Raw genomic sequence first — 23,099 nt, 5'->3', positions numbered from 1 at the left:
TCATCCTATACAAAAAAGGGTCAGAGAATAGTGGTATCTCGGACTCTTTTTCTTGACAAGTTACGTTTACAAATGTAAACTCTTTTTGAGAAGATAAATAAAGAGGAGGCTATTAAAATGGAACAGCCCATTTCGGGGGCGGAATGGCAGGTTATGCGGGTCTTGTGGGCCCACCCTGGCTCCACCTCTCAGTTTATCATCCAAGCCCTGCAAGCTGGTTTTGAATGGCAACCTGCAACTATCAAAACTTTGTTAGGGCGACTACGTAAGAAGCACTATCTGCGGATGGAAAAGACAGAAACCAAATACCGCTACTGGCCCTTATTGGATGAAGAGCAACATTTGCGCTTGCAACTTCAGACTATTCTGGATAATTCTTGTTCGACAAAAAATGGGGATTTGGTGGAGGCTCTTTTGGAGGCAGGTTCTTATTCGCAGGCTGCTCTACAAGAAATTCAGGAAACAGTTAACATTATGTTAACAAAGGCTCCTCAAAGCCTAACTTGTCATTGTTTACCAGGTCAATGTACCTGTGCTTATCACTAGGAGGTAAAAATGAAACAAATCATTCTCGTTGAAAACATGTCTTGTCAAAATTGTGTCAAGCATGTTCGTGAACATTTTTTAACATTGGAAGGTGTATCAGCTGTTGATGTCATCTTGGATAAAAAAGAAGTGGCGGTGACTACCGATACCCAACACAGTTTGGGTGATTTCCAAGCTAGCTTAGAAGACACGGTTTATGAAGCGGTAGCCGTGAAAGAATAAAAAGATGAGTGGAGGCTCATCTTTTTAGCTTTTCTAAAAATGGCTCAAGGGAGAAGGATAACTGTTCAATGTTTATCGTATCCCAAAAACCATCTTCTTTACGGCGAGGAATGAGGTGGATGTGGAAATGGGTTTTGTCATCCATTAGATAGTTGTCATTACTCGCCACAGTGACTCCATCTATAGGGAGTTGCGTCTCTAGGAGTTGAACTAGGTAAGCTTGAGTTTCAATCAAATCATGTAGGGCAGATATCGGAAGTTCTGTGATGCTACCATAGTGGACATTGCTGATTAGCAACAGGTGCCCGGTTTGAATAGGGTCAATGTCAAATACCAGTTTAAAATGTGGGGTTTGATAGAGAATATGGCTATCTGTAATCTCTTTGCAAAAAATACAGTTTTTCATCATCGTTCCTTTCATATTATGATAAACTATTATAGATCAAAAAATTGTAGAAAACAATTGTTTGTAAATCTGATGTTTTTTAAAATAATTTGCGAATAGATAGATGAGAGAAAAAAGGAGATGAATATGAGAAAGCGTAAAAAATCTAAATTGTTATTGGTTGGAGGAAGTGTGACGCTCCTGACTGTTGTAGCTTTATCGGGGTGGGCTCTGGGACGCTCCTCTCGTAAAGCTAATCAAGAAGTACCAGCTTCCCAATCAATCAAGACTTCAATAACGACTATCCCGCAAACAGAAGTACCTGCTAGTCAAGTACCGATTACAACCCCGAAAACCACCCCTCCATCCACTGTAGCAGAAAATCCATCCGAGACCCCGACTCCTAATGGTATGCAACTGGAACAACTGATGAATGGAGATTTTTCTAGTATAGAAGGTGTTTGGGTTGATGGCTATGGGCAAACCTTGACATTTGGACCAACGGGCCTTATTGATGGAAGGGGAAGTGTCCAGAGTTTGAAGGCGACAAGTTGGGGGACTGCCCGAGGCTATTTGGTAACGGATGATATTGGCGGAGCAGTTTTAGAATTTTTACCAGCGGGAACAGTTTTTCCTGATCATGTTTATCCTGGAGAGAGTGAGGAAGAAATCAGAATAACCGACGCTTCGGATCACCAAAAGGAGCGCATCTGGCTAGCCCATGACTTTTCCCAAATTGGCGACAATGTAAACTTTTTTTATCGTCAACATTAAAATACGAGCCGTGGCTCGTATTTTTTAGTAGGTTAAGACAAAGTATTTTTTCTTACCACGGCGGATAACAGTCAATTCATTGTCAATCTTATCTGTGTCTGTGAGGTTGTATTCCAAATCTTGAATACGCTCACCATTGATGTAGATTGCACCGTTTTGAATATCTTCTCTAGCCTGACGTTTGGAGTTGACCACACCAGAAGCAACAAGAATTTCAACCAGGTTACGATCGTCCTCTGCTTGGACAGCATAGTTTGGCACATTATTGAGACCTTGTTTGAGTTCTTTTGCTGAGAGATTCTGGATATTTCCAGCAAAGAGCTGCTCGGTGATATGGAGAGCTTGCCTATAGGCGTCACCACCATGGACAAGAGAGACCACTTCACGTGCTAAAATCTTTTGTGCTAAACGTTCATGGCGGGCTGCTTCGAATTCTTTCTCGATTTCACTGATTTCATCCAAGCTAAGGAAGGTAAAGATTTTCAGGAAACGAATGGCATCATCATCCATAACGTTGAGCCAGAACTGGTACATTTCATATGGTGAGGTTTTGTCTGCATCCAACCACACGGCATTGCCTTCGGATTTACCAAATTTTTTGCCAGTTGAGTCGGTGATGAGGGGAACGGTCATAACATGACCAGTTTTATCCGCTTTACGGCGGAGTAACTCAGTACCAGCAGTCATGTTACCCCACTGGTCAGATCCCCCAATCTGCAGGCTGACATTGTGCTTGTCATTGAGTTCGTAAAAATCATAGCCTTGCATGATTTGGTAGGCAAACTCGGTGTAGGAAATCCCTGTCTCAATGCGTTTTTTCACCGACTCCTTGCTCATCATATAGTTGACGGTGAAATATTTGCCGACATCTCGCAGAAAATCGATAAAACTGATGCCAGAAAACCAATCGTAGTTGTTGACCATTTCAGCCTTATTGTCACCCTTGTCAAAGTCAAGAAAACGAGAGAGTTGTCCTTGGATTTTTGATACCCAGCCATCAACCGTATCCTTGGTTTGGAGACTACGCTCGGCGTCTTTAAAGGAAGGGTCTCCAATCAAACCAGTTGCACCACCAACTAAGGCGTAAGGTTTGTGGCCAGCTAACTGAAGATGGCGCATCACGAGAATAGGGACCAAATGTCCTAAATGAAGACTATCTGCCGTTGGATCATAGCCTGAATAATAAGAAACCTGCCCTTCTGTTAAAGCTTTTACTAAGGCTTCTTCATCTGTGGTTTGAAAGACTAAGCCACGGGCCTTTAGTTCTTCAAAAATGTTCATGAGGCTTTCTCCTTTAATATCATATTCTCGTCTATCGGTCAGTCAAAGAAAAATAGAAAATCTTACTTTTTAGTTATAGGCGAGTTCAATTTAAAAATTACCCCTTATTATACCATGAAATTGTAGAAAAGAAACAATTTTGTTATAATGAAAAAATAAGGAGTTCTATATGGCGACTAAACCGGATAAAATGAAGAATATGAAAACATGGCTAAAGGACTTTGATCTGACCATCACGGATGTGTTTGGGATTATTTTGCGTACTCTAAAGCTATTGGTTAATTTTATGGCGATTATTATCTTCCTCATCGGCTTGTTTGGTGCGGGAGTCGGCTTTGGCTACATTGCCAGTCTTTTTGATAATGTCAAAGTTCCAGAATCCAGTGCTCTGGTCAGTCAGATAACAGAATTAAGTCGGATTTCTAAGGTGGTTTATTCGGACAACAGCTTGATTTCTGAAGTGAGCTCGGATTTGTTGCGTGTACCTGTAGATGGGGCAGCTATTTCAGACAATGTCAAGCATGCAGTCATTGCAACAGAGGATGAAACCTTCGAAAGCCATAATGGTGTTGTTCCTAAAGCGGTCATTCGGGCGGCTCTTGGTTCTGTTGGTCTTGGTTCTTCTAGTGGAGGTTCCACATTGACCCAACAGTTGGTTAAACAGCAGTTGGTTGGAGATGCTCCGACATTTACACGTAAGGCCAATGAAATCGTGTCTGCACTGGCTCTAGAACGAAACATGAGCAAGGAAGATATCTTAACAACCTACCTCAATGTATCTCCTTTTGGTCGAAACAACCAAGGGAAAAATATTGCGGGTGTAGAGGAAGCCGCTCAAGGGATTTTTGGAAAATCAGCAGCTGACCTAACGGTTCCTCAGGCAGCCTTTATCGCAGGCTTACCACAAAGTCCGATTGTCTACTCCCCATACTCATCAGACGGGACTTTTAAGTCAGATGAGAATATGGCCTTTGGTATTGCACGTCAAAAAGACGTTCTTTACAATATGTATCGAGCGGGCTATTTGAAGCAAGATGAATACGAAACTTATTTGGCCTATGATATCAAGCAGGATTTTAAGGCACCAAATCCAGTTACAGCTGATACCAAAGATTACCTTTATTACGCTGTCATGAATGAGGCAGAGAAGGTCATGTACGACTATCTCATCAAACGTGACCACGTGTCTGAACACGACTTGAAAAATGATGCTACGGTTGAAGCTTATCAAAACCTAGCTAAGCAAGAGTTGAGCCAAGGTGGCTACACGATTACCAGTACAGTAGACAAGAATCTCTATTCGACCTTGCAAGGTGTGGTTGCAAATTATGGTGCAACCCTAGATTATGGTGCTGGCTTAGTTGAAACAGGCAGTGTGGTGTTGGACAACCAGACGGGGGCGATTCTCGGTTTTATTGGAGGGCGTGATTATGCAAACAATCAAAACAACCACGCTCTGGACACAAAACGTTCACCAGGTTCCACCATCAAGCCATTCTTGGTTTATGGAGTAGCCATTGACCAAGGTTTAATGGGGTCAGCCTCTATCCTTTCAAACTATCCGACTGCATTTTACGATGGAACTCCCATCATGCATGGGGCAAGCCGTGGTACAGGCATGATGACTCTCCAAAGTGCCCTCAATGCATCGGCTAATATCCCAGCCTTTTGGACCTACAAACTCTTGCAGGAAAAAGGGGTAGATGTTAAGTCCTATATGGACAAGATGAACTATGATATCGCCATGTATAACATCGAAAGTTTGCCATTAGGTGGTGGTGCAGAAACAACTGTTGTCGGCAATACCAATGCTTATCAGACTCTAGCAAATGGTGGGGCTTATAATAAAAATCACATTGTAGAAAAAATCACAGCCCACGATGGAAAAGTCATTTACCAACACGAGACCAAACCTGTTCAAGTGTATTCCAAAGAAGCAGCCAGTATTATGAATTATCTGATGCGAGGGGTATTGGCATCCGGTGAGACTTCGACATTTAAAGGTCGCTTGGCTGTTTTGAATCCAACTGCTGCTAGCAAGGACTTGGTCGGTAAAACGGGAACAAGTAATGATACTGCCGATGTTTGGCTGATGGTTTCGTCCCCTCGGATTACAATCGGAACTTGGGCTGGACATGACGACAATACAGGCATGGATTTCTTAACGGGATACAATAATAATGCAGCTTATATGGCTTACTTAGTGAGCACTCTTCACGATGCGAATCCTTCCCTGTTTGATGGACAATTTGCCTTGGCGGATGGAGTAATAGCTTCTAGTGTCCTTGCTTCGACTGGACAAGCACCAGGAACCACTCAATACAACGGTCGTTCCTATAGTGTTTCAGGAGCTATGACTACGAGTTATTGGGCTAAGAATGGAGCTCCAGTCACCAGTTATAATTTTATGGTGGGTGGAACGAATAGCGACAGGGCGCGAGCTTGGAATACGCTCTTCCCTCCGAAGTCATCCTCATCCTCCAAATCCAAATCATCGTCATCTGAAGAGGAATCAGAAGAAGAGGATGATACAGAGACAGAGGCTTCTGAGTAATAAAATTCTTGCAAATAAGGGTTATCTATGATATAATAATTAAAATTATTTGTCGTGTGCCTTGTTTGAAATATTGTCCAAATAAGGCTTACAGCAGTTAAATCAAACTTTAAAGAGGAAGATTTAGCTGCTCTTTTTGTGCTTATTTTTAGGAAAAAAACGATTTGTTACACAAATTTAAAGATTCTAAAAATTATAGCAACGCAAGTTGCACATGGCAAATAAAGAATAATGTACTCGGGCCAAGGCCCGCCTATATCGAATAAAAAGGAGCTATCACTTGGCAGGACATGACGTTCAATACGGGAAACATCGTACCCGTCGTAGTTTTTCAAGAATCAAAGAAGTTCTTGATTTACCAAATTTGATTGAAATCCAAACGGATTCATTTCAAGAGTTTTTGGAACACGGTCTGAAAGAAGTCTTTGAAGATGTACTTCCAGTATCCAACTTCACTGAAACCATGGAATTGGAATTTGTGGGCTATGAGCTCAAGGAGCCTAAGTATACATTGGAAGAAGCGCGTGCGCATGATGCCAACTACTCAGCGCCTATCTTTGTGACCTTCCGCCTAATCAACAAGGAAACTGGTGAAATTAAGACCCAAGAAGTATTCTTTGGTGAATTCCCTATCATGACGGAAATGGGTACGTTCATCATCAATGGTGCGGAGCGGATTATCGTATCGCAGTTAGTGCGATCACCAGGTGTTTACTTTAATGATAAGGTCGACAAGAATGGTAAGGTAGGCTATGGTTCAACGATTATTCCAAACCGTGGCGCTTGGTTGGAGTTAGAAACTGATTCAAAAGATATTGCCTATACTCGGATTGACCGAACTCGTAAGATTCCATTTACGACTTTGGTGCGAGCTCTTGGTTTCTCTGGAGATGATGAAATCTTTGATATCTTTGGTGATAGCGACTTAGTGCGCAACACTGTTGAAAAAGATATTCACAAAAACCCAGCTGATTCACGGATTGACGAAGCACTGAAAGAAATTTACGAGCGCTTGCGTCCGGGTGAACCAAAAACAGCTGAAAGTTCACGGACTCTTTTGACTGCGCGTTTCTTTGATCCACGTCGCTATGATTTGGCACCAGTAGGTCGTTATAAAATCAACAAAAAATTGAACCTACGTACCCGTCTTCTCAATCAAACACTAGCAGAACATGTCATCAACGGTGAGACTGGCGAAATCGTTTGGGAAGCTGGAACAGTTCTTTCACGTGAAGTGTTAGAGGCAGCTGAAGGACAATTTGATGAGCTCAACCTAGTTGAATATATTCCAAATGATGCAGCAGTTTTAACAGAGCCAGTTTTGCTACAAAAATTCAAAATTGTTGCACCAACAGATCCAGACCGCGTAGTGACTGTTATTGGGAATGCCAATCCAGCTGAAAACATCCGTACAGTGACTCCGGCTGACATCTTGGCTGAAATGAGTTATTTCCTCAACTTGGCTGAAGGTTTGGGTCGTGTAGACGATATTGACCATTTAGGAAATCGTCGGATTCGTGCCGTTGGAGAGCTTCTGGCTAATCAGGTTCGAATCGGTTTGACCCGTATGGAGCGGAATCTCCGTGAGCGGATGTCTGTTCAAGACAATGAAGTGTTGACACCACAACAAATTATCAATATCCGTCCAGTAACAGCTGCCATTAAAGAGTTCTTTGGCTCTTCTCAGTTGTCTCAGTTCATGGACCAACATAACCCACTATCTGAGTTGTCGCACAAACGTCGTTTATCAGCCCTTGGACCTGGTGGTTTGACACGTGACCGTGCTGGTTATGAGGTTCGTGACGTACACTACACTCACTATGGTCGTATGTGTCCGATTGAAACACCTGAGGGACCAAACATCGGTTTGATCAACAACTTATCATCTTATGGTCACCTCAATAAGTATGGATTTATTCAAACACCCTATCGGAAGGTGGATCGCGCAACAGGTACTGTAACCAATGAAATCGTTTGGTTGACGGCTGATGAAGAGGATGCTTACATTGTAGCCCAATCCACTTCGCCGTTGGATGAAAACAACCGCTTTGCTGAGGAGACTGTCATGGGCCGTCATCAGGGTAACAACCAAGAGTTCCCAGCAGCTTCTGCAGACTTTATGGATGTTTCACCAAAACAGGTAGTTGCTGTTGCGACTGCATGTATTCCTTTCTTGGAAAATGATGACTCCAACCGTGCCCTGATGGGTGCCAACATGCAACGTCAGGCTGTTCCATTGATTGATCCAAAAGCTCCTTATGTAGGAACGGGTATGGAATACCAAGCAGCCCATGATTCAGGAGCAGCTATTATTGCGCAACATGATGGTAAGGTTACTTATGCAGATGCGGACAAGGTTGAAGTTCGTCGCGAAGATGGCTCTTTGGATGTTTATACCATTTCCAAATTCCGCCGTTCAAACTCTGGTACAGCTTACAACCAACGCACCCTTGTCAAAATTGGTGATATTGTTGAAAAAGGTGATTTCATCGCTGATGGACCGTCTATGGAAAATGGTGAAATGGCGCTTGGTCAAAACCCAATTGTTGCCTACATGACATGGGAAGGTTACAACTTCGAGGATGCCGTTATCATGTCTGAACGCCTTGTGAAAGATGATGTCTATACATCTGTTCACTTGGAAGAGTACGAATCAGAAACTCGTGATACCAAACTTGGCCCTGAAGAAATTACTCGTGAAATTCCAAACGTCGGAGAAGATGCTCTTCGAAACTTGGATGAAATGGGAATTATCCGCATCGGTGCGGAAGTTAAAGAAGGAGATATCCTAGTTGGTAAGGTGACACCTAAGGGAGAAAAAGACCTATCTGCCGAAGAACGTCTTCTTCATGCTATCTTTGGTGATAAATCTCGTGAAGTACGTGATACTTCCCTTCGTGTACCACACGGTGCCGATGGGGTTGTCCGTGATGTAAAAATCTTTACTCGTGCTAACGGTGATGAATTGCAATCTGGTGTGAATATGCTGGTACGCGTCTACATTGCCCAAAAACGTAAAATCAAGGTTGGGGATAAGATGGCCGGTCGCCACGGAAACAAGGGTGTCGTATCCCGTATCGTTCCTGTGGAAGATATGCCTTATCTCCCTGATGGTACACCAGTTGATATCATGCTCAACCCACTCGGGGTACCATCTCGTATGAATATCGGTCAGGTTATGGAACTTCACCTAGGTATGGCGGCTCGTAATTTGGGTATCTATATTGCTACTCCTGTATTTGATGGAGCTAGTGCCGATGACCTATGGGACACTGTTAAGGAAGCAGGTATGGACTCAGATGCCAAAACCATTCTTTATGATGGTCGTACGGGTGAGCCGTTTGATAACCGTGTATCTGTCGGTGTTATGTACATGATTAAACTGCACCATATGGTCGATGATAAACTCCATGCTCGTTCAGTTGGACCATACTCACTTGTTACCCAACAACCACTCGGCGGTAAAGCTCAGTTTGGTGGACAACGTTTCGGTGAGATGGAAGTTTGGGCCCTAGAAGCTTACGGTGCGTCAAATGTTCTGCAAGAAATTTTGACCTACAAGTCAGATGATGTGACAGGCCGTCTGAAGGCCTATGAAGCCATCACCAAAGGTAAACCAATTCCAAAACCAGGTGTTCCAGAATCCTTCCGCGTTCTTGTAAAAGAGTTGCAATCGCTTGGTCTGGATATGCGTGTCCTTGATGAAGATGACAACGAAGTAGAATTGCGTGATCTTGATGAAGGGGAAGATGATGACATCATCCATGTAGATGATCTAGAAAAGGCCCGCGCAAAAGCCGCAGCTGATGCTGCCGCAGCCTTTGCAAAAGAAGAAGAGTAAGACAACCTGAGACGGTTTTAACCCGATACCCAAAAATGGTAAGACATCGGGTAGTCTGTGGGAGAAAACTTCTCCCCACATACTCTTACGAGTTCAAGAATGTGAGGTGTGGAACCCCACCCTCGTACAATTATAAGAAAGGGATTATTAGTGGTTGACGTAAATCGATTTAAAAGTATGCAAATCACGTTAGCTTCACCCAACAAGGTCCGTTCATGGTCCTATGGTGAGGTTAAAAAACCTGAAACAATCAACTACCGCACGCTAAAACCAGAACGTGATGGACTCTTTGATGAAGTGATCTTTGGTCCAACAAAAGACTGGGAATGTTCTTGTGGTAAATACAAACGAATCCGTTACAAAGGTATTGTCTGTGACCGTTGTGGAGTAGAAGTAACCCGTGCCAAGGTTCGCCGTGAGCGGATGGGGCATATTGAGTTGAAAGCTCCCATCTCTCATATCTGGTATTTCAAAGGCATTCCATCTAGGATGGGTCTGACCTTGGATATGAGTCCACGTGCACTTGAAGAAGTTATTTACTTTGCAGCCTATGTTGTGATTGATCCAAAAGAGACTCCGCTTGAGCACAAGTCTATTATGACAGAGCGCGAGTACCGTGAGCGATTGCGTGAGTACGGAGCCGGTTCTTTCGTAGCTAAGATGGGGGCAGAAGCGATTCAAGATCTACTTAAGCAAGTAGACCTCCCAAGTGAAATTGCAGCCTTAAAGGAAGAACTGAAGACTGCAACTGGTCAAAAACGAATCAAAGCTGTCCGTCGTTTAGATGTTTTAGATGCCTTCCAAAAATCAGGCAACAAGCCTGAATGGATGATTCTAAACATCTTACCGGTTATTCCACCAGACCTTCGTCCGATGGTTCAGTTAGATGGTGGACGCTTTGCAGCTTCTGATTTAAATGAGCTCTACCGTCGTGTTATTAACCGTAACAACCGTCTGGCTCGTCTATTAGAACTGAACGCACCAGGTATTATTGTCCAAAACGAAAAGCGGATGCTACAAGAAGCAGTCGATGCTTTGATTGACAATGGTCGCCGTGGTCGCCCTATTACTGGACCAGGAAGCCGTCCTCTTAAATCTCTCAGCCATATGCTGAAAGGAAAACAAGGTCGTTTCCGTCAAAACTTGCTCGGTAAGCGTGTTGACTTCTCAGGTCGTTCTGTTATCGCGGTTGGTCCAACTCTTAAGATGTATCAATGTGGTGTGCCGCGTGAAATGGCTATTGAGCTTTTCAAACCATTTGTTATGCGTGAAATTGTTGCCCGCGAAATCGCTGGTAACGTTAAGGCAGCTAAACGGTTGATTGAGCGTGGCGATGATCGTATCTGGGATATTTTGGAAGAAGTTATCAAAGAACATCCAGTTCTTCTCAACCGCGCACCGACACTTCACCGTTTGGGAATTCAAGCTTTTGAGCCTGTTTTGATTGACGGTAAGGCACTGCGTCTTCATCCGCTAGTCTGTGAAGCCTACAATGCCGACTTCGATGGTGACCAAATGGCCATCCACGTTCCATTGTCAGAAGAAGCACAAGCAGAAGCTCGTATCCTGATGTTAGCTGCAGAGCACATCCTTAACCCGAAAGATGGAAAACCAGTCGTAACCCCATCTCAGGATATGGTTTTGGGTAACTATTACCTAACCATGGAAGATGAGGGTCGTGAAGGCGAAGGCATGGTCTTCAAGGATGCCGATGAGGCGGTTATGGCCTATCGCAATGGCTATGTGCACTTGCATACTCGCGTAGGTATCACGACCGATAGCCTAGACAAGCCTTGGAAGGACAATCAAAAGCACAAAATCTTGATGACGACGGTCGGAAAAATTTTGTTCAATGCCATCATGCCAGAAGGTCTTCCTTACCTACAGGAACCAAACAATGCCAATTTGACAGATGGTACACCAGATAAGTACTTCTTGGAGCCAGGTAGCGACATCAAGGCTGCGATTGCGGCACTTGAGATCAACCCACCGTTCAAGAAAAAAAATCTTGGAAATATCATTGCTGAAATCTTTAAACGTTTCCGAACAACAGAGACCTCTGCTCTACTTGACCGTCTTAAAGACTTGGGCTACTACCATTCAACCCTAGCTGGTTTGACAGTGGGTATTGCAGATATCCCGGTTATTGACAACAAGGCTGAAATCATTGACGCTGCACATGAGCGTGTGGAGCAAATCAAGAAACAGTTCCGTCGTGGTATGATTACCGAAGATGAGCGATATACAGCTGTCACTGATGAGTGGCGTGCAGCTAAAGAAAAACTGGAAAAACGTTTGACTGAATCACAGGATCCAAAAAATCCTATCGTTATGATGATGGACTCTGGTGCCCGTGGTAACATCTCAAACTTCTCCCAGTTGGCTGGTATGCGTGGACTGATGTCAGCACCAAACGGACGCATCATGGAATTGCCAATCTTGTCTAACTTCCGTGAGGGCCTCTCTGTACTTGAGATGTTCTTCTCTACTCACGGTGCCCGTAAGGGTATGACGGATACGGCCCTCAAGACAGCCGATTCAGGTTACTTGACTCGTCGTTTGGTGGACGTAGCACAGGATGTAATCATCCGTGAAGATGACTGTGGAACAGACCGTGGTTTAGATATTACCTCTATCACAGATGGTAAGGAAATGATTGAGCCATTGGAAGAACGTCTACAAGGTCGCTATACTAAGAAGACTGTCAAACATCCTGAAACAGGTGAAGTGATTATCGGTGCCAACCAGTTGATTACCGAAGATATTGCTCGTCAAATCGTAGCAGCAGGTGTGGAGCAAGTTACCATCCGTAGCGTCTTTACGTGTAATACACGCCATGGTGTTTGCCGTCACTGTTATGGTATCAACTTGGCAACTGGCGATGCGGTTGAGGTTGGTGAAGCAGTCGGTACTATCGCGGCCCAATCTATCGGTGAGCCGGGTACACAGTTGACCATGCGGACCTTCCACACGGGTGGTGTAGCTTCTAACAGTGATATCACTCAGGGTCTTCCTCGTGTCCAAGAAATCTTTGAAGCCCGCAATCCAAAAGGGGAAGCGGTTATCACCGAAGTCAAGGGTGAAGTGGTTGATATTCAAGAAGATGCATCAACTCGTACTAAGAAAGTCTTTGTCAAAGGTAAGACTGGCGAAGGGGAATACGTGGTACCATTTACAGCCCGTATGAAGGTTGAAGTGGGAGACCAAGTAGCACGTGGAGCTGCTCTGACAGAAGGTTCTATCCAACCGAAACGCCTGCTTGAAGTTCGTGACGTCCTTTCTGTAGAAACCTACCTTCTTTCTGAAGTGCAAAAAGTTTACCGTAGCCAGGGTGTAGAAATCGGTGACAAACACATTGAGGTAATGGTTCGTCAAATGCTTCGCAAGGTTCGCGTCATGGATCCAGGTGATACAGATCTTCTCATGGGAACCCTCATGGATATTTCGGACTTTACCGATGCCAATGCTGAAACCGTCATTGCTGGTGGGATTCCTGCGACAGCTCGTCCTGTCCTGATGGGGATCACCAAGGCTTCTCTTGAAACCAACTCCTTCTTGTCAGCTGCATCCTTCCAAGAAACAACTCGTGTCTTGACAGATGCTGCTATCCGAGGTAAGAAAGATCACCTTCTTGGTCTAAAAGAGAATGTGATTATCGGTAAGATCATCCCAGCTGGTACTGGTATGGCTAGATACCGTAACCTTGAACCACAAGCTGTCAATGAAGTAGAAATCATCGAAGAAGTACCACTTGAAGAAGCAAGTGAAGAATTTGTAACAGAATAAAGAGAATCCCTAGCTCATTGTGAGCTAGGGGCTCTTTGTTATTATGGGTTGAAGCCATACCGGGATAGATACGTATATGTGAAAATATTTCTAAGCTAATTGCTTTCTAATTCTTTGGAAATCAAATATAATGATACTGACAAAGGAAGTGTGAGTATGTATCGTGTAATAAAAATGTATGGTGATTGTGAACCCTGGTGGTTTTTAGATGGCTGGGAAGAAGATATTGTAGCAAGTACAGAATTTGATTCCTACGAAGAAGCATTGCGGTTCTATCAGAAGGAATTGGTTTACCTATCAGAAACCTATACTCAGGAAAAGACCATGGCAGGATTTATGGCAACTTTTTGGGATCCTAAGGAAAAAATCTGGTGTGAAGAGTGTGATGAATACTTGCAACAGTACCACTCTGTCCTTTTATTGGAAATGGATAAGAGCATGCCAATCAGTTTGCAACCCAAACGGACACATCCACGCCTAAGGCCTTGTAAAATAAAACAGTAAAAAAACGCGATTCTTCGCGTTTTTTAGTTTTTCTGTATATGAATCCGTGATTCTTTGGTATTAAAATCTGCTTGAGCCCCGATAGTGATAGTGAAAAGGGGTTGGGTATGCGCAAAATCGACATCATAGAGAACAGGAATGGTTTGCAATACAGGATGCTTATCCAAAATGGCTAGTAGGATTTCTTCTGTCATTTCACATTCCTTTGGAAAACGACCGATGACTAGGCCCTTGGGATGAGGATAGACCTGGAGCAGGGCAGCAAAGTGTCTAGCGAACTCGGTGTAGTGGTCTTCCGCGGACTCTTCAACAAAGAGGATGTAGTCTTCTACTGTAGGTGCAAATTCGGTGCCATGAAGCAGTGCAAAGGTGGATAGGTTTCCACCGATGATGGTACCTCTAGCCTCTCCCTCATGGTAAACTTTCCACTCGGTTGGGTAGAAAGTACGGGGGGCGTTTGGGAGGTACCAAGCGTCACTAGACCATTCAGAACTCGGTATCAAATCATACTGGTCTTGCGTAACAGCCTTGAGCCAGGACTCAGTCTGATAATCTTGACCACCTTCCATTTTAAAACTAGAGTAGGATGGTCCCATATAAGTCTGCATACCAGTTTTTGCATAGATAGCCGTCAAAAAAGCTGTCGAGTCGGAGTAGCCACAAATAATCTTTGGATGCTGGGCAATCAGATCATAATCAAGATAAGGAAGTAATTCATTGGAATTGTACCCCCCAATTGTTGCTAAAATAGCATCAACAGACTCATCTGCAAAGGCTTCATGCAAATCCGCTACCCGGCTCTCAATAGAAGCAGATCCAAAGAGGTCATGTTCCAGATAGTTACTCGAAAAAGAAACCTGAAAGCCCAGTTTTTCCAAGGCTTCCTTGGCAGAGAGATTGGCCTCAAAACCTCCGATATATTGGATAGAAGCAGATGGACTGACCACGCGAATATGGTCGCCTTTTTTTAATTGTTGCATAGGAAACCTCCAAAAGTTTTTATTATTTTAGCAGAAATACCTTTCGAACGCAAACTAATTTCGAATAAACTAGATAAGGAGGCTTTATGGTTCAAGAATTAGCAAAAAAAATTATTGCGGATGCGGTCGATAAGTGTGTGACAGACCTCTATCTAGTCCCGCGTGCAGATGTCTATGAGTTGTATGAGCGCTATGAGGATGAGCGGGTCTTTGTTGGAGAGTATGATGAGGCAGAATTTACAGCACTCATTAGTCATTTTAAGTTTATGGCAGGTATGAACGTGGGAGAAAAGCGCCGTAGTCAACAGGGGTCTTGCGACTATGATTATGGTCAGGGGACTATTTCCCTGCGACTCTCAACCGTGGGTGATTACCGCAATAAGGAAAGCTTGGTTATCCGCTTCTTGTACGAGGGTGTCCACGATCTTCGCTACTGGTTTAACGCTGTAGAGGAGGTTTCCAAAGAAATAAAAGGAAGAGGGCTCTACCTTTTTTCGGGTCCAGTCGGCTCTGGCAAGACCACTCTCATGTATCACCTTGCCAGGCTGAAATTTTCTAAACAACAAGTATTGACGATTGAAGATCCTGTGGAAATCAAACAGGACAATATGCTTCAACTTCAGCTCAATGAGGCAATCGGAGCCACCTATGACAATCTAATCAAACTGTCCTTGCGGCATCGGCCTGATCTGCTCATCATTGGAGAAATCCGTGATACAGAAACAGCCCGAGCAGTCATTCGAGCTAGCTTGACAGGAGTCACAGTCTTTTCGACAGTTCATGCTAAGTCAATTTCGGGCGTCTATAGTCGCTTACTAGAACTAGGTGTTAGTGAGGAGGAGTTGAAAAATGCCCTACAGGGCATCGCTTACCAACGTTTGATTAAAGGAAAGGGAATGGTGGATTATGCCACTAGAAACTACCAAGAGCACTCCAACTATAAATGGAATCAGCAAATTGATCAGCTTCTTGCGGACGGACATATCAATATTCGGCAGGCAGAAACCGAAAAAATTATCGATTTTAGGGCAGCGTAAAGTCATTCAGCTTTTTAACAATCTCTTTGCTAGTGGTTTTCATCTGTCAGAAATTGTCGATTTCCTCAAGCGTAGTCATCTGTTAGCAGACAGTTACATCGTCGTTTTGAGACAAGGGCTCATGGCCGGCAAGCCTTTTTCAGCCTTACTATCGGACTTAGCTTTTTCCGATGCAGTCGTGACGCAGATTTCTCTAGCTGAAATTCATGGTAACACAGCTCTTAGTCTCCGGCATATCGAGGATTATTTGACAAAAATGGCGCAGGTCCGCAAGAAACTGATTGAGGTAGCTACCTACCCTGTTATCTTATTGGGGTTTCTCATGGTTATCATGCTAGGTCTGAAAAACTATCTCTTACCACAGTTGGAGGAAGGGAATGTGGCGACCAGCTTGGTCAATCATTTTCCTCAGATTTTCTTGGGGGCATTGTTCTTTTTAGCTTGTATCGTCTTGATTAGTCTTATATGGATGCAACAGACAAGCAAGGTCACAGTAGCCCGCGTCCTCTCGAGGATGCCCTTTCTTGGGACTTATGTCAAGATTTACTTGACAGCCTATTATGCGCGTGAGTGGGGCAATCTAATTGGTCAAGGTTTGGAGTTGGGACAGATTGTAGACATCATGCAGGAGCAAAAATCTGCTCTTTTCCAAGAAATAGGGCGAGATTTAGCCCAAAGTTTCATTAATGGCCAGAGTTTTTGTGACCAAATATTAACTTATCCTTTCTTTCGACGGGAGCTCAGTCTGATAATCGAGTATGGTCAGGCTAAGTCTAAGTTGGGAGCAGAATTATCCCTTTATGCAGATGAGTGCTGGGAGGAATTTTTTACTAAAGTCAACCGTGCTATGCAACTGATTCAGCCCTTGATCTTTCTCTTTGTGGCTTTGATGATTGTTTTGATTTATGCAGCGATGCTGTTGCCAATTTACCAAAATATGGAGATTTAAAATGAAAAAGATGATGAACATAAAGACAAAAGCATTTACTTTAGTGGAGATGTAGGATACTAAATTTGATTAAACATTCCATAAAATATTGATACCATCGGAAGTCACTCGGACCTTTGATATCAGGATGTTTACTATCATTTTCTGTTGTTCATAGTCACGTTTTCGGATGTCACCTTTTGCCAGTAACTCTTGTACCTTTTTCTTTTTATCTTTCTTTTGTGAGTTTGTGTCGCTTTCCAATTCTGACTCAAGTGTATTTTTCATCTGCAAGAATTCAGATGATTTTTTCTTTAATTCGTCCAATGTCAGACGGTCATCTATGTATAGGTCATTTAACCGGCTGATTTTGTTTTCCAAGCTATCAATCTGCTTCTTAATTGCTTCACGGTCTATCTCTTTGCTTGGACTGTCGAAGATGCTATCTAGGTATTCTGCATTTCTTTGCATTTTTAAGATTTCATTTATGACGTAGTTCTCAATGTCTTCCATGCGATACGATCCTGAGTCGCATTTTCTGTTATCGTTGTATACGACTGCAGCTATTTTCTTCCTTGGGAAACGTTGGTAACAACTGTAGTATCTAGGTCTTGTACCGTCTTTTCTTATCTTTCCTAACGTCACTCTTAGTGGTGAGAGGCAATATCCGCACTGGGCAATTCCAGCTAGCATGTACTTGCCTTGGAATGGTCTGCTTTGGCCAGTTTTCTTGTAAGCCTTTATTTGTCTTTCTTTGATTTCTTCTTGAGCAGCATCGAAGTCTTTTTCAGGAACGATTGGTTCATGATTACCTTGGTATATGACATTGTTATATCTTATTTTCCCACAGTAGACTGGATTTTCTATGATAATTCGAATGGCACGATAGCTCCAGTTAGGGGTTTTAGGGTATTTTTCGTTTAACTTGTCTTTTATTTTCCTGATTGTCATACCGCTTAAATAGTCAGCGAAAATTTCGCGGATAACGATAGCTTGGGCTTCATTTACAGTCAGTTCGCCTGTTGATTGGTCATAGTCGTACCCATAAGCGACTCTAGCCCACATCATCGCTTTTCCAGACTTGGCACGTCCTATCTTACCAAGTTGCATACGCTCTTTGATTTGCTCACGTTCCAGCTGAGCAAATACGCTGAGGAGCCCAATCATCGCTTTTCCAAATGGTGTGGAAGTATCGAAATTCTCTTGTAGGCTCAGAAAGGATATGTCATTCTCGATAAATACATCTTCGATAAGATGTAGTGTGTCCTTTTGACTTCGGCTTAGACGATCCAGCTTGTAAACCAGCACTGTATCAAATTTCTTGTGCTGCGCGTCCTTGATGAGCTTAGTGATTGCAGGTCGTTCCGTATTTGACCCTGAAAACCCGGCATCTGTGTATATGTTGTAAACATTCCATCCCATGATGTTGCAATAGCTGGTCAGCTTGTCTTTCTGCTCGTCAATAGAATAACCTTCTTCCGCCTGATTAGTTGTACTAACGCGAACGTAAATAGCCACTTTGCTCGTTGTTGTCATGTTGTACCTCTTTCAAAATTTATTAAAAAATGATAAAATGGGTACAAGAAAGGACTTCAAAGGGTTGTGCCTTTTGAAATAATTTCTTGTGTCAATGCCTCACGCTCTCCTCGGCCAAAATTTGAGCGTGGGGCTTTTTATGGTTTATTTAACCGAAAATCGAACCAATAATACTGAACAGGATAAACAATGGAATCCCGATGAAAATAGCTCCTAATAAACACCCAATTACAGGAGCAATGAGATCTCCAGTTGTATCTGTTTTTTGTACGCCCAGAGTTTGGAATTCGTTTTTTTCCTGCTCTGGCGGAATAGTCTTGTCATATACATGAACGTTTAGTTGCAAACCGACTTTTAAATCTGTGTTCTCAATAACACGATATTTTGAGAAGTCAAAATATTTATACGGACCACCTACTACCCAAATTGAGGAACGAAGTTCCAAATCTGAATTGGCGAGTATTTTATGAATTTCTCCCGTCTTGTCTTTTGGTATGTAGCCGACAAAAATATCTTTAGCTATAACTTTGATAGCATTTGAGTCATTTTTGTTTGCTGGTTCTGGTATTAGAACAACATCCGAAGTCCAAAAACCGCCATACCTATACAACTTATCACCAAATTCAACATATTCTCTAATTTCTTTTGTTGAGAAACCGTTATAGGGCTCAGCTCCAAATTCCTCTTGGTAAATTTTTTTAATTAGTTGGTGAATGTTTTCTAATCTATAAGATGTCCCTGCCACTGAGTATTTTTGTGTAAGAATCCTTTGATTATTAGCGTAGTCTTTTTTCATAAGGGTTTTCCTTAAATAATTTTAATTTTCCATTGGCATAAAATTCCCAACAATTTTCCCGATGATTCGAGGGTCTTCATCATAGGCTGCAAACTTATCCGCATACTTGCTGTTGAGTGAGACAAGGCGCAGGCCGTCTTCTTCTCTGTAGACTTTCTTAATGTAGGTCTGGCCGTCCCATTCTACAGCATATATTGCACCGTCGTAATCAAATCCAGTCTGTTTGATGAGAACTACTTCACCGTTCAGATAAGTAGGTTCCATAGAATCTCCAAAAACCCAGCTTGCAAAATCGTGATCTAGTTTTTCATTATGCAATACCACATCATAGCTATTGTCTCCAAAATAGTTGTAACCATTTCCTGCGGCCAGCTTTTCGTAAACCTTATACTCAAATAGTTTTGATTCATGAAGTCCGCTAATTTTTCTATTATTTTGTTCAACGAGTTCTTGGTTAGCATATTCCAAGACTTTTTGTTTTCTAGGAGTATGTAATTGAACAACAGTCTCAGTGATTTTTTGAGCTAAAGGGGAGGTAGGGATTTTGATTTCTTGGATAGATGCTCTATCAAACAACTGCTGAGGTTTTACATTCAATGCTTTAGCATATTTCCTAATATCAGTTTCATCCAATTGCCTATTACCATTTTCATGATTTGATATTGTATTTTGTTTAAAACCCGTCAATTCTGATAATTGTTTTTGGGTCATCTTCTTAGATTTTCTTATTTCTTTAATAGAATTGCCTAGGATATTCATACCAATTTCCTTTCTCTTCTTATAATATAACATAATGAGATAAAAAAATAAACAAAAAAATCTCAAAAAGTGATAAAAAACTGTTGACAAATATCTCAAATCGAGATAAACTATAACCAAGGTCAAGGAAACGACCAAACAAAAAGCCCGTGAGGGCTAGGAAGGAGCTAACATGACATGGATTGGAATTACTTGCGTACTTTTGATTTTGTTGACTTTCGCAGAGATGTTAATTTTTGTAATAGGATTGTTGATTTTTGATGAAGACGCTCCGCTAATGTTACTTGTATTGAATATAATTGTACTTGTTCTTCTGCCTGTATGGTGGCCAGTCGCTGCGCAGCTATATTGATACATTATACCACATAGAAAGGGGGTGGGCGTGTGACGAAAAAGCAAAAGCTAAAAGAAAAATTTTTAGAACCTAAAAAACGACTTAGGGAAGAACGGTTAAAGCGTGAATACACAGAAATGTATATGGCTGACTTAATCGGTTTGAAAAATCGTCGTGGTTATTCAGAAAAAGAAGATGGGTTACAACCATTCAAAGATTATGAGATGGCTATTATCTCAAAAAAATTTGGTATTTCAGAAGCTGAATTATTTTTTTGATCCAAAATATCTCAAAACGAGATAAACCTAACCAAAATAGAAAGGAAACACCATGAACAAGAAAGGACGGCAATGAACGAAATAGCATTATCAAACAACCTGACCCAGCTTGAGCTGGAAATCAATCATCACAAGCAGATTGCAGGGCAGTCTATTTGGGAAATCGGAAGACGACTGAACCACGTTAAGGAACATGATTTGGTGCATGGTCAGTTTATGGCTTGGTATCAGCGTATAGGTCTTGATAAAGACTTTGTAAGCAAGTCAATGAAGATTGCAAAAGAACTTCCAAATTTCGAAACGTTTCGAAATTTAGGGGCTACTGCATTGCACCTAATAGCTACCCTACCTGCAGAAGCTCAAACGGAACAAATCCAGCGGATTGAGGCTGGCAATGCTCCGACAGTAGCTGAACTTCGACATATCAAAGCGAAGTATTCCAAGGCTGTCCGTCGCATTGAAGAGCTGGAATCTCAACAGTTAGTCAAGGAAGTTGTGAAAGAGGTCGCTCCAGCTGACTACAACGAAGCTATCCAGAAAAGCAAAGACTTGGCAGAGCATATCAAAGCCTATGCTGACAGAAACGCTTTTCTCGAGAAAACCTTGAATGACTTACATGCCAAGCGGGCTGAAGTTGATGAAAAGTCAGCGAAGTACGACGAGTTAACAGAAGCCATCCGGCAGTCACAGGGACAACTCAATGAAACTCAATCAAAGATTGGCAGCTATAAGAATCTACTTTCTTTCCTGAGAAAGGGGAATGAAATGTTACTACACATGGGCGGTCTCATCTACATTGATGAGGAACGAATCATCAATTTAGATACGCAAATGCGTAGAGAATTTGAGCAACTACAACAATCAGTCAATAGGCTGGCTGATGATTTGAACAAAATACTTAAACCAAACAATGAAATTTTAGAAGGAGAAATCTTATGACACAAGAAATTATTCAATCACAACAAAATGAAATCTCTCAAGAGGATATCCTCATTCAAGTCTTGCAAACTCAAAAAGAACTCAAACAAAATCAAGAGGTCTTGGCTGGTGATGTAGATTATCTAAAAAATAAGCAACCTATCAATCCCTCTGTCAGTATGGAACTTGAAAAACTACGCAAAACCAAGGTCATCAATGCCTTAGGTGGTATGGAAAGCCTAGCATACAAGAACCGTTCTTTTGCAGGAAAGGTATTCAGACAGGCTGCTAAGGATTTCAAAGAACATTTTCGTATTCCACGCTATGATATGTTGCAAGTCAAGGACGAGCAAGCAGCGTTTGACTATTGGGACATGTGGGAGCCATCAACAAATATCAAGATGGAAATTCAACAAGAGAACGGTCAAGGGAGACTGGCTAGTGTTGGATAATAAAAAAGCCCCTCTGGAACGGCAATTCCATTGAGGGACTAGCAAAACATTTATAAGGAAATTATAACATGGCTAAAAGAAAAGAACAATGGAAACCTAAAATAACAAACTTACGCAAGGAAATTGTGGACGGTCAAGAACAGTGGGTCGAGTTTGACCCAGCAACCTATGTCATCCCTGCAGGACATCCTTACTATCGTGTTTGGAAAGGGATTTGTGAGTCAGAACTAGACAAGGAAGGTGCAGCATGACAGAAAGCATTGTTGGAGCAATCGCAGTAATCACATTTATCGTTTTTCTCTCCGCTTCAAGCGCAATCTTTGAAATGCGCAAGCTGGAACGTGAACGCAAAGAGCGAGACCTTGAACTTATCAAGCAACAAGAGGAGTGGCTTTTGATCCAGAAAGGGATTGCCATGGAACGAGCTACCTTTATCAAACGAGCAAAGGCAACATTGGCTAAAGGGCCATGCAAGGATATTGTATGAGCGACAGAGAAAAACTAGAACAAATCAGCCTGTCTCTTGAGAAGTTTCAGCGGACAGGGAACGTCGAGCATTTAGAAGATATTGAAAGGATATTGGAAGATGACTAATGCAGTATATTTACAGACATACGATTGGCAACTACACGTCACTTAATAACGCTTTTGCTCAAGACAAGAAATTAAAATATGGAACTATTGGAATCCTGACAGTGATTTTAATGAATAAGATTGATTGGGTGGTTTACCCAGAGGAGATAGCCCGAAGATTGGATATAAGTAGGACTACTGTTGACAGGCATCTGAAAATTTTAGAACAAGCAGGTTACATGGTTGCTATCAAACGAAGTCTAGGCAAGGGTAAGGGAAGTGAAGTTCATAGATTTTTTTCAGACATTCCGTTTTCTCAGTCTCACATCGAACAACTAAAAGCTCAGGTTCGTGAACTATCTTAAGAACAGTCTATAGAGATACCAGTTTCTGTGATGTGTAAAACTGTGATGTGTAAAACTGTGATGTGTAAAACTGTGAACTAATAATTACTAACTTACAACAATTACTAACTTACAACAATTACTAACTTACAACTACCCCATCATCCTATATAAATAATATATATAGGGATTTTCAAAAAAATCTACAGGAGAAAAAATCATGAAGCAAACAAACACATTTATCGTTCTACGAAATCAAACAGGGGAATTT

Annotated in this window: 21 protein-coding genes; 15 read left to right on the top strand and 6 right to left on the bottom strand. The window is 42.2% G+C overall.

Annotation, left to right across the window (positions count from 1 at the left end; all coding sequences use genetic code 11):
* Positions 1 to 117: 117 nt before the first annotated feature.
* Both F602_RS0101205 and F602_RS0101200 read left to right on the top strand, forming a co-directional pair.
* Positions 118 to 546: a BlaI/MecI/CopY family transcriptional regulator gene (locus F602_RS0101205; protein WP_018166148.1), complete on the top strand. Its 429-nt coding sequence runs from the start codon at positions 118 to 120 to the stop codon at positions 544 to 546.
* A 9-nt stretch (positions 547 to 555) separates the two neighbouring features.
* Entirely contained in the window at positions 556 to 768 is a 213-nt protein-coding gene (locus F602_RS0101200) for a heavy-metal-associated domain-containing protein (protein ID WP_018166147.1), read from the top strand.
* Positions 769 to 784: 16 nt separating this feature from the next.
* On the opposite strand, the gene F602_RS0101195 is transcribed toward F602_RS0101200, so the two are convergent.
* Positions 785 to 1,174, bottom strand: a complete 390-nt coding sequence (locus F602_RS0101195) for an HIT family protein (protein WP_018166146.1) — start codon at positions 1,172 to 1,174, stop codon at positions 785 to 787.
* 126 nt (positions 1,175 to 1,300) lie between these two features.
* Here F602_RS0101195 and F602_RS0101190 point away from each other — a divergent pair, with 126 nt between their 5' ends.
* Positions 1,301 to 1,927, top strand: a complete 627-nt coding sequence (locus F602_RS0101190; RefSeq protein WP_018166145.1) for a DUF6287 domain-containing protein — start codon at positions 1,301 to 1,303, stop codon at positions 1,925 to 1,927.
* A gap of 24 nt (positions 1,928 to 1,951) precedes the next feature.
* On the opposite strand, the gene tyrS is transcribed toward F602_RS0101190, so the two are convergent.
* Entirely contained in the window at positions 1,952 to 3,208 is a 1,257-nt protein-coding gene (tyrS, locus tag F602_RS0101185) for a tyrosine--tRNA ligase (protein ID WP_018166144.1), read from the bottom strand.
* Between the two features lie 169 nt (positions 3,209 to 3,377).
* Between tyrS and pbp1b the strand changes: the two genes are divergently transcribed.
* The 4 genes from pbp1b to F602_RS0101165 all read left to right on the top strand — a co-directional run bounded on the left by pbp1b (position 3,378) and on the right by F602_RS0101165 (position 13,893).
* Positions 3,378 to 5,762, top strand: coding sequence for a penicillin-binding protein PBP1B (pbp1b, locus tag F602_RS0101180; protein ID WP_018166143.1), 2,385 nt, complete (start codon positions 3,378 to 3,380; stop codon positions 5,760 to 5,762).
* Between the two features lie 280 nt (positions 5,763 to 6,042).
* A complete protein-coding gene (rpoB, locus tag F602_RS0101175) occupies positions 6,043 to 9,603 on the top strand; it encodes a DNA-directed RNA polymerase subunit beta (RefSeq protein WP_018166142.1) in 3,561 nt (1,186 codons plus the stop codon).
* A 150-nt stretch (positions 9,604 to 9,753) separates the two neighbouring features.
* On the top strand, positions 9,754 to 13,389 hold the full coding sequence (rpoC, locus tag F602_RS0101170) for a DNA-directed RNA polymerase subunit beta' (RefSeq protein WP_026183242.1): 3,636 nt from the start codon (positions 9,754 to 9,756) through the stop codon (positions 13,387 to 13,389).
* A 156-nt stretch (positions 13,390 to 13,545) separates the two neighbouring features.
* A complete protein-coding gene (locus F602_RS0101165; RefSeq protein WP_040839603.1) occupies positions 13,546 to 13,893 on the top strand; it encodes a DUF1033 family protein in 348 nt (115 codons plus the stop codon).
* Positions 13,894 to 13,916: 23 nt separating this feature from the next.
* Here the strand turns inward: F602_RS0101165 and F602_RS0101160 are convergent, their stop codons facing one another.
* The gene (locus tag F602_RS0101160) at positions 13,917 to 14,873 is read right to left on the bottom strand and encodes a S66 family peptidase (protein ID WP_018166139.1); all 957 of its coding nucleotides are present in this window, start codon (positions 14,871 to 14,873) and stop codon (positions 13,917 to 13,919) included.
* 86 nt (positions 14,874 to 14,959) lie between these two features.
* Between F602_RS0101160 and comGA the strand changes: the two genes are divergently transcribed.
* Together comGA and comGB are read left to right on the top strand one after the other, a co-directional pair.
* Positions 14,960 to 15,910, top strand: coding sequence for a competence type IV pilus ATPase ComGA (gene comGA / locus F602_RS0101155; protein WP_018166138.1), 951 nt, complete (start codon positions 14,960 to 14,962; stop codon positions 15,908 to 15,910).
* Positions 15,831 to 16,859 (top strand): competence type IV pilus assembly protein ComGB, encoded by a 1,029-nt coding sequence (comGB, locus tag F602_RS0101150; protein WP_083915226.1) that lies wholly within the window; start codon positions 15,831 to 15,833, stop codon positions 16,857 to 16,859. Before comGA ends, comGB begins: the two co-directional genes overlap by 80 nt.
* Positions 16,860 to 16,928: 69 nt before the next feature.
* Here the strand turns inward: comGB and F602_RS0101145 are convergent, their stop codons facing one another.
* From F602_RS0101145 to F602_RS0101135, 3 genes are all read right to left on the bottom strand, one after another.
* Complete coding sequence (locus F602_RS0101145; RefSeq protein WP_018166136.1) at positions 16,929 to 18,374, bottom strand: recombinase family protein; 1,446 nt, start codon at positions 18,372 to 18,374, stop codon at positions 16,929 to 16,931.
* Positions 18,375 to 18,522: 148 nt separating this feature from the next.
* Positions 18,523 to 19,170 carry an HIRAN domain-containing protein gene (locus F602_RS0101140; protein ID WP_018166135.1) on the bottom strand — a complete coding sequence of 216 codons (648 nt, stop codon included), beginning with the start codon at positions 19,168 to 19,170 and terminating at the stop codon, positions 18,523 to 18,525.
* Positions 19,171 to 19,191: 21 nt separating this feature from the next.
* Positions 19,192 to 19,929 carry an XRE family transcriptional regulator gene (locus F602_RS0101135; protein ID WP_018166134.1) on the bottom strand — a complete coding sequence of 246 codons (738 nt, stop codon included), beginning with the start codon at positions 19,927 to 19,929 and terminating at the stop codon, positions 19,192 to 19,194.
* Positions 19,930 to 20,313: 384 nt separating this feature from the next.
* Between F602_RS0101135 and F602_RS0101125 the strand changes: the two genes are divergently transcribed.
* From F602_RS0101125 to F602_RS10235, 6 genes are all read left to right on the top strand, one after another.
* A complete protein-coding gene (locus F602_RS0101125) occupies positions 20,314 to 20,541 on the top strand; it encodes a hypothetical protein (protein ID WP_018166132.1) in 228 nt (75 codons plus the stop codon).
* 72 nt (positions 20,542 to 20,613) lie between these two features.
* Complete coding sequence (locus tag F602_RS0101120) at positions 20,614 to 21,480, top strand: hypothetical protein (protein WP_018166131.1); 867 nt, start codon at positions 20,614 to 20,616, stop codon at positions 21,478 to 21,480.
* Positions 21,477 to 21,911: an ORF6C domain-containing protein gene (locus F602_RS10240; protein ID WP_018166130.1), complete on the top strand. Its 435-nt coding sequence runs from the start codon at positions 21,477 to 21,479 to the stop codon at positions 21,909 to 21,911. The genes F602_RS0101120 and F602_RS10240 overlap by 4 nt, the downstream gene beginning before the upstream one ends.
* A 68-nt stretch (positions 21,912 to 21,979) precedes the next feature.
* Complete coding sequence (locus tag F602_RS0101110) at positions 21,980 to 22,162, top strand: BOW99_gp33 family protein (protein ID WP_018166129.1); 183 nt, start codon at positions 21,980 to 21,982, stop codon at positions 22,160 to 22,162.
* Positions 22,159 to 22,398 (top strand): hypothetical protein, encoded by a 240-nt coding sequence (locus tag F602_RS0101105; RefSeq protein WP_018166128.1) that lies wholly within the window; start codon positions 22,159 to 22,161, stop codon positions 22,396 to 22,398. The genes F602_RS0101110 and F602_RS0101105 overlap by 4 nt, the downstream gene beginning before the upstream one ends.
* Positions 22,399 to 22,504: 106 nt before the next feature.
* Positions 22,505 to 22,849 (top strand): HTH domain-containing protein, encoded by a 345-nt coding sequence (locus F602_RS10235; protein WP_018166126.1) that lies wholly within the window; start codon positions 22,505 to 22,507, stop codon positions 22,847 to 22,849.
* Positions 22,850 to 23,099 lie beyond the last annotated feature (250 nt).

The organism is Streptococcus minor DSM 17118 (genome assembly GCF_000377005.1).
Lineage (GTDB): Bacteria > Bacillota > Bacilli > Lactobacillales > Streptococcaceae > Streptococcus > Streptococcus minor.
Note: the sequence above shows the minus strand (reverse complement) of the source record. Positions and strands in the feature narration are given on the sequence as shown.

Excerpts from the sequence above, each read along its gene's own strand:
- F602_RS0101110 (WP_018166129.1), top strand. The coding sequence starts at position 21,980 with ATGGCTAAAAGAAAAGAACAATGGAAACCTAAAATAACAAACTTACGC.
- tyrS (WP_018166144.1), bottom strand. The coding sequence starts at position 3,208 with ATGAACATTTTTGAAGAACTAAAGGCCCGTGGCTTAGTCTTTCAAACC.
- F602_RS0101205 (WP_018166148.1), top strand. The coding sequence starts at position 118 with ATGGAACAGCCCATTTCGGGGGCGGAATGGCAGGTTATGCGGGTCTTG.
- F602_RS0101145 (WP_018166136.1), bottom strand. The coding sequence starts at position 18,374 with ATGACAACAACGAGCAAAGTGGCTATTTACGTTCGCGTTAGTACAACT.
- F602_RS0101120 (WP_018166131.1), top strand. The coding sequence starts at position 20,614 with ATGAACGAAATAGCATTATCAAACAACCTGACCCAGCTTGAGCTGGAA.
- F602_RS0101160 (WP_018166139.1), bottom strand. The coding sequence starts at position 14,873 with ATGCAACAATTAAAAAAAGGCGACCATATTCGCGTGGTCAGTCCATCT.
- F602_RS10240 (WP_018166130.1), top strand. The coding sequence starts at position 21,477 with ATGACACAAGAAATTATTCAATCACAACAAAATGAAATCTCTCAAGAG.
- F602_RS0101200 (WP_018166147.1), top strand. The coding sequence starts at position 556 with ATGAAACAAATCATTCTCGTTGAAAACATGTCTTGTCAAAATTGTGTC.
- F602_RS0101105 (WP_018166128.1), top strand. The coding sequence starts at position 22,159 with ATGACAGAAAGCATTGTTGGAGCAATCGCAGTAATCACATTTATCGTT.
- comGA (WP_018166138.1), top strand. The coding sequence starts at position 14,960 with ATGGTTCAAGAATTAGCAAAAAAAATTATTGCGGATGCGGTCGATAAG.
- F602_RS0101140 (WP_018166135.1), bottom strand. The coding sequence starts at position 19,170 with ATGAAAAAAGACTACGCTAATAATCAAAGGATTCTTACACAAAAATAC.
- F602_RS0101195 (WP_018166146.1), bottom strand. The coding sequence starts at position 1,174 with ATGAAAAACTGTATTTTTTGCAAAGAGATTACAGATAGCCATATTCTC.
- F602_RS0101165 (WP_040839603.1), top strand. The coding sequence starts at position 13,546 with ATGTATCGTGTAATAAAAATGTATGGTGATTGTGAACCCTGGTGGTTT.
- pbp1b (WP_018166143.1), top strand. The coding sequence starts at position 3,378 with ATGGCGACTAAACCGGATAAAATGAAGAATATGAAAACATGGCTAAAG.
- F602_RS0101190 (WP_018166145.1), top strand. The coding sequence starts at position 1,301 with ATGAGAAAGCGTAAAAAATCTAAATTGTTATTGGTTGGAGGAAGTGTG.
- F602_RS0101135 (WP_018166134.1), bottom strand. The coding sequence starts at position 19,929 with ATGAATATCCTAGGCAATTCTATTAAAGAAATAAGAAAATCTAAGAAG.
- F602_RS10235 (WP_018166126.1), top strand. The coding sequence starts at position 22,505 with ATGCAGTATATTTACAGACATACGATTGGCAACTACACGTCACTTAAT.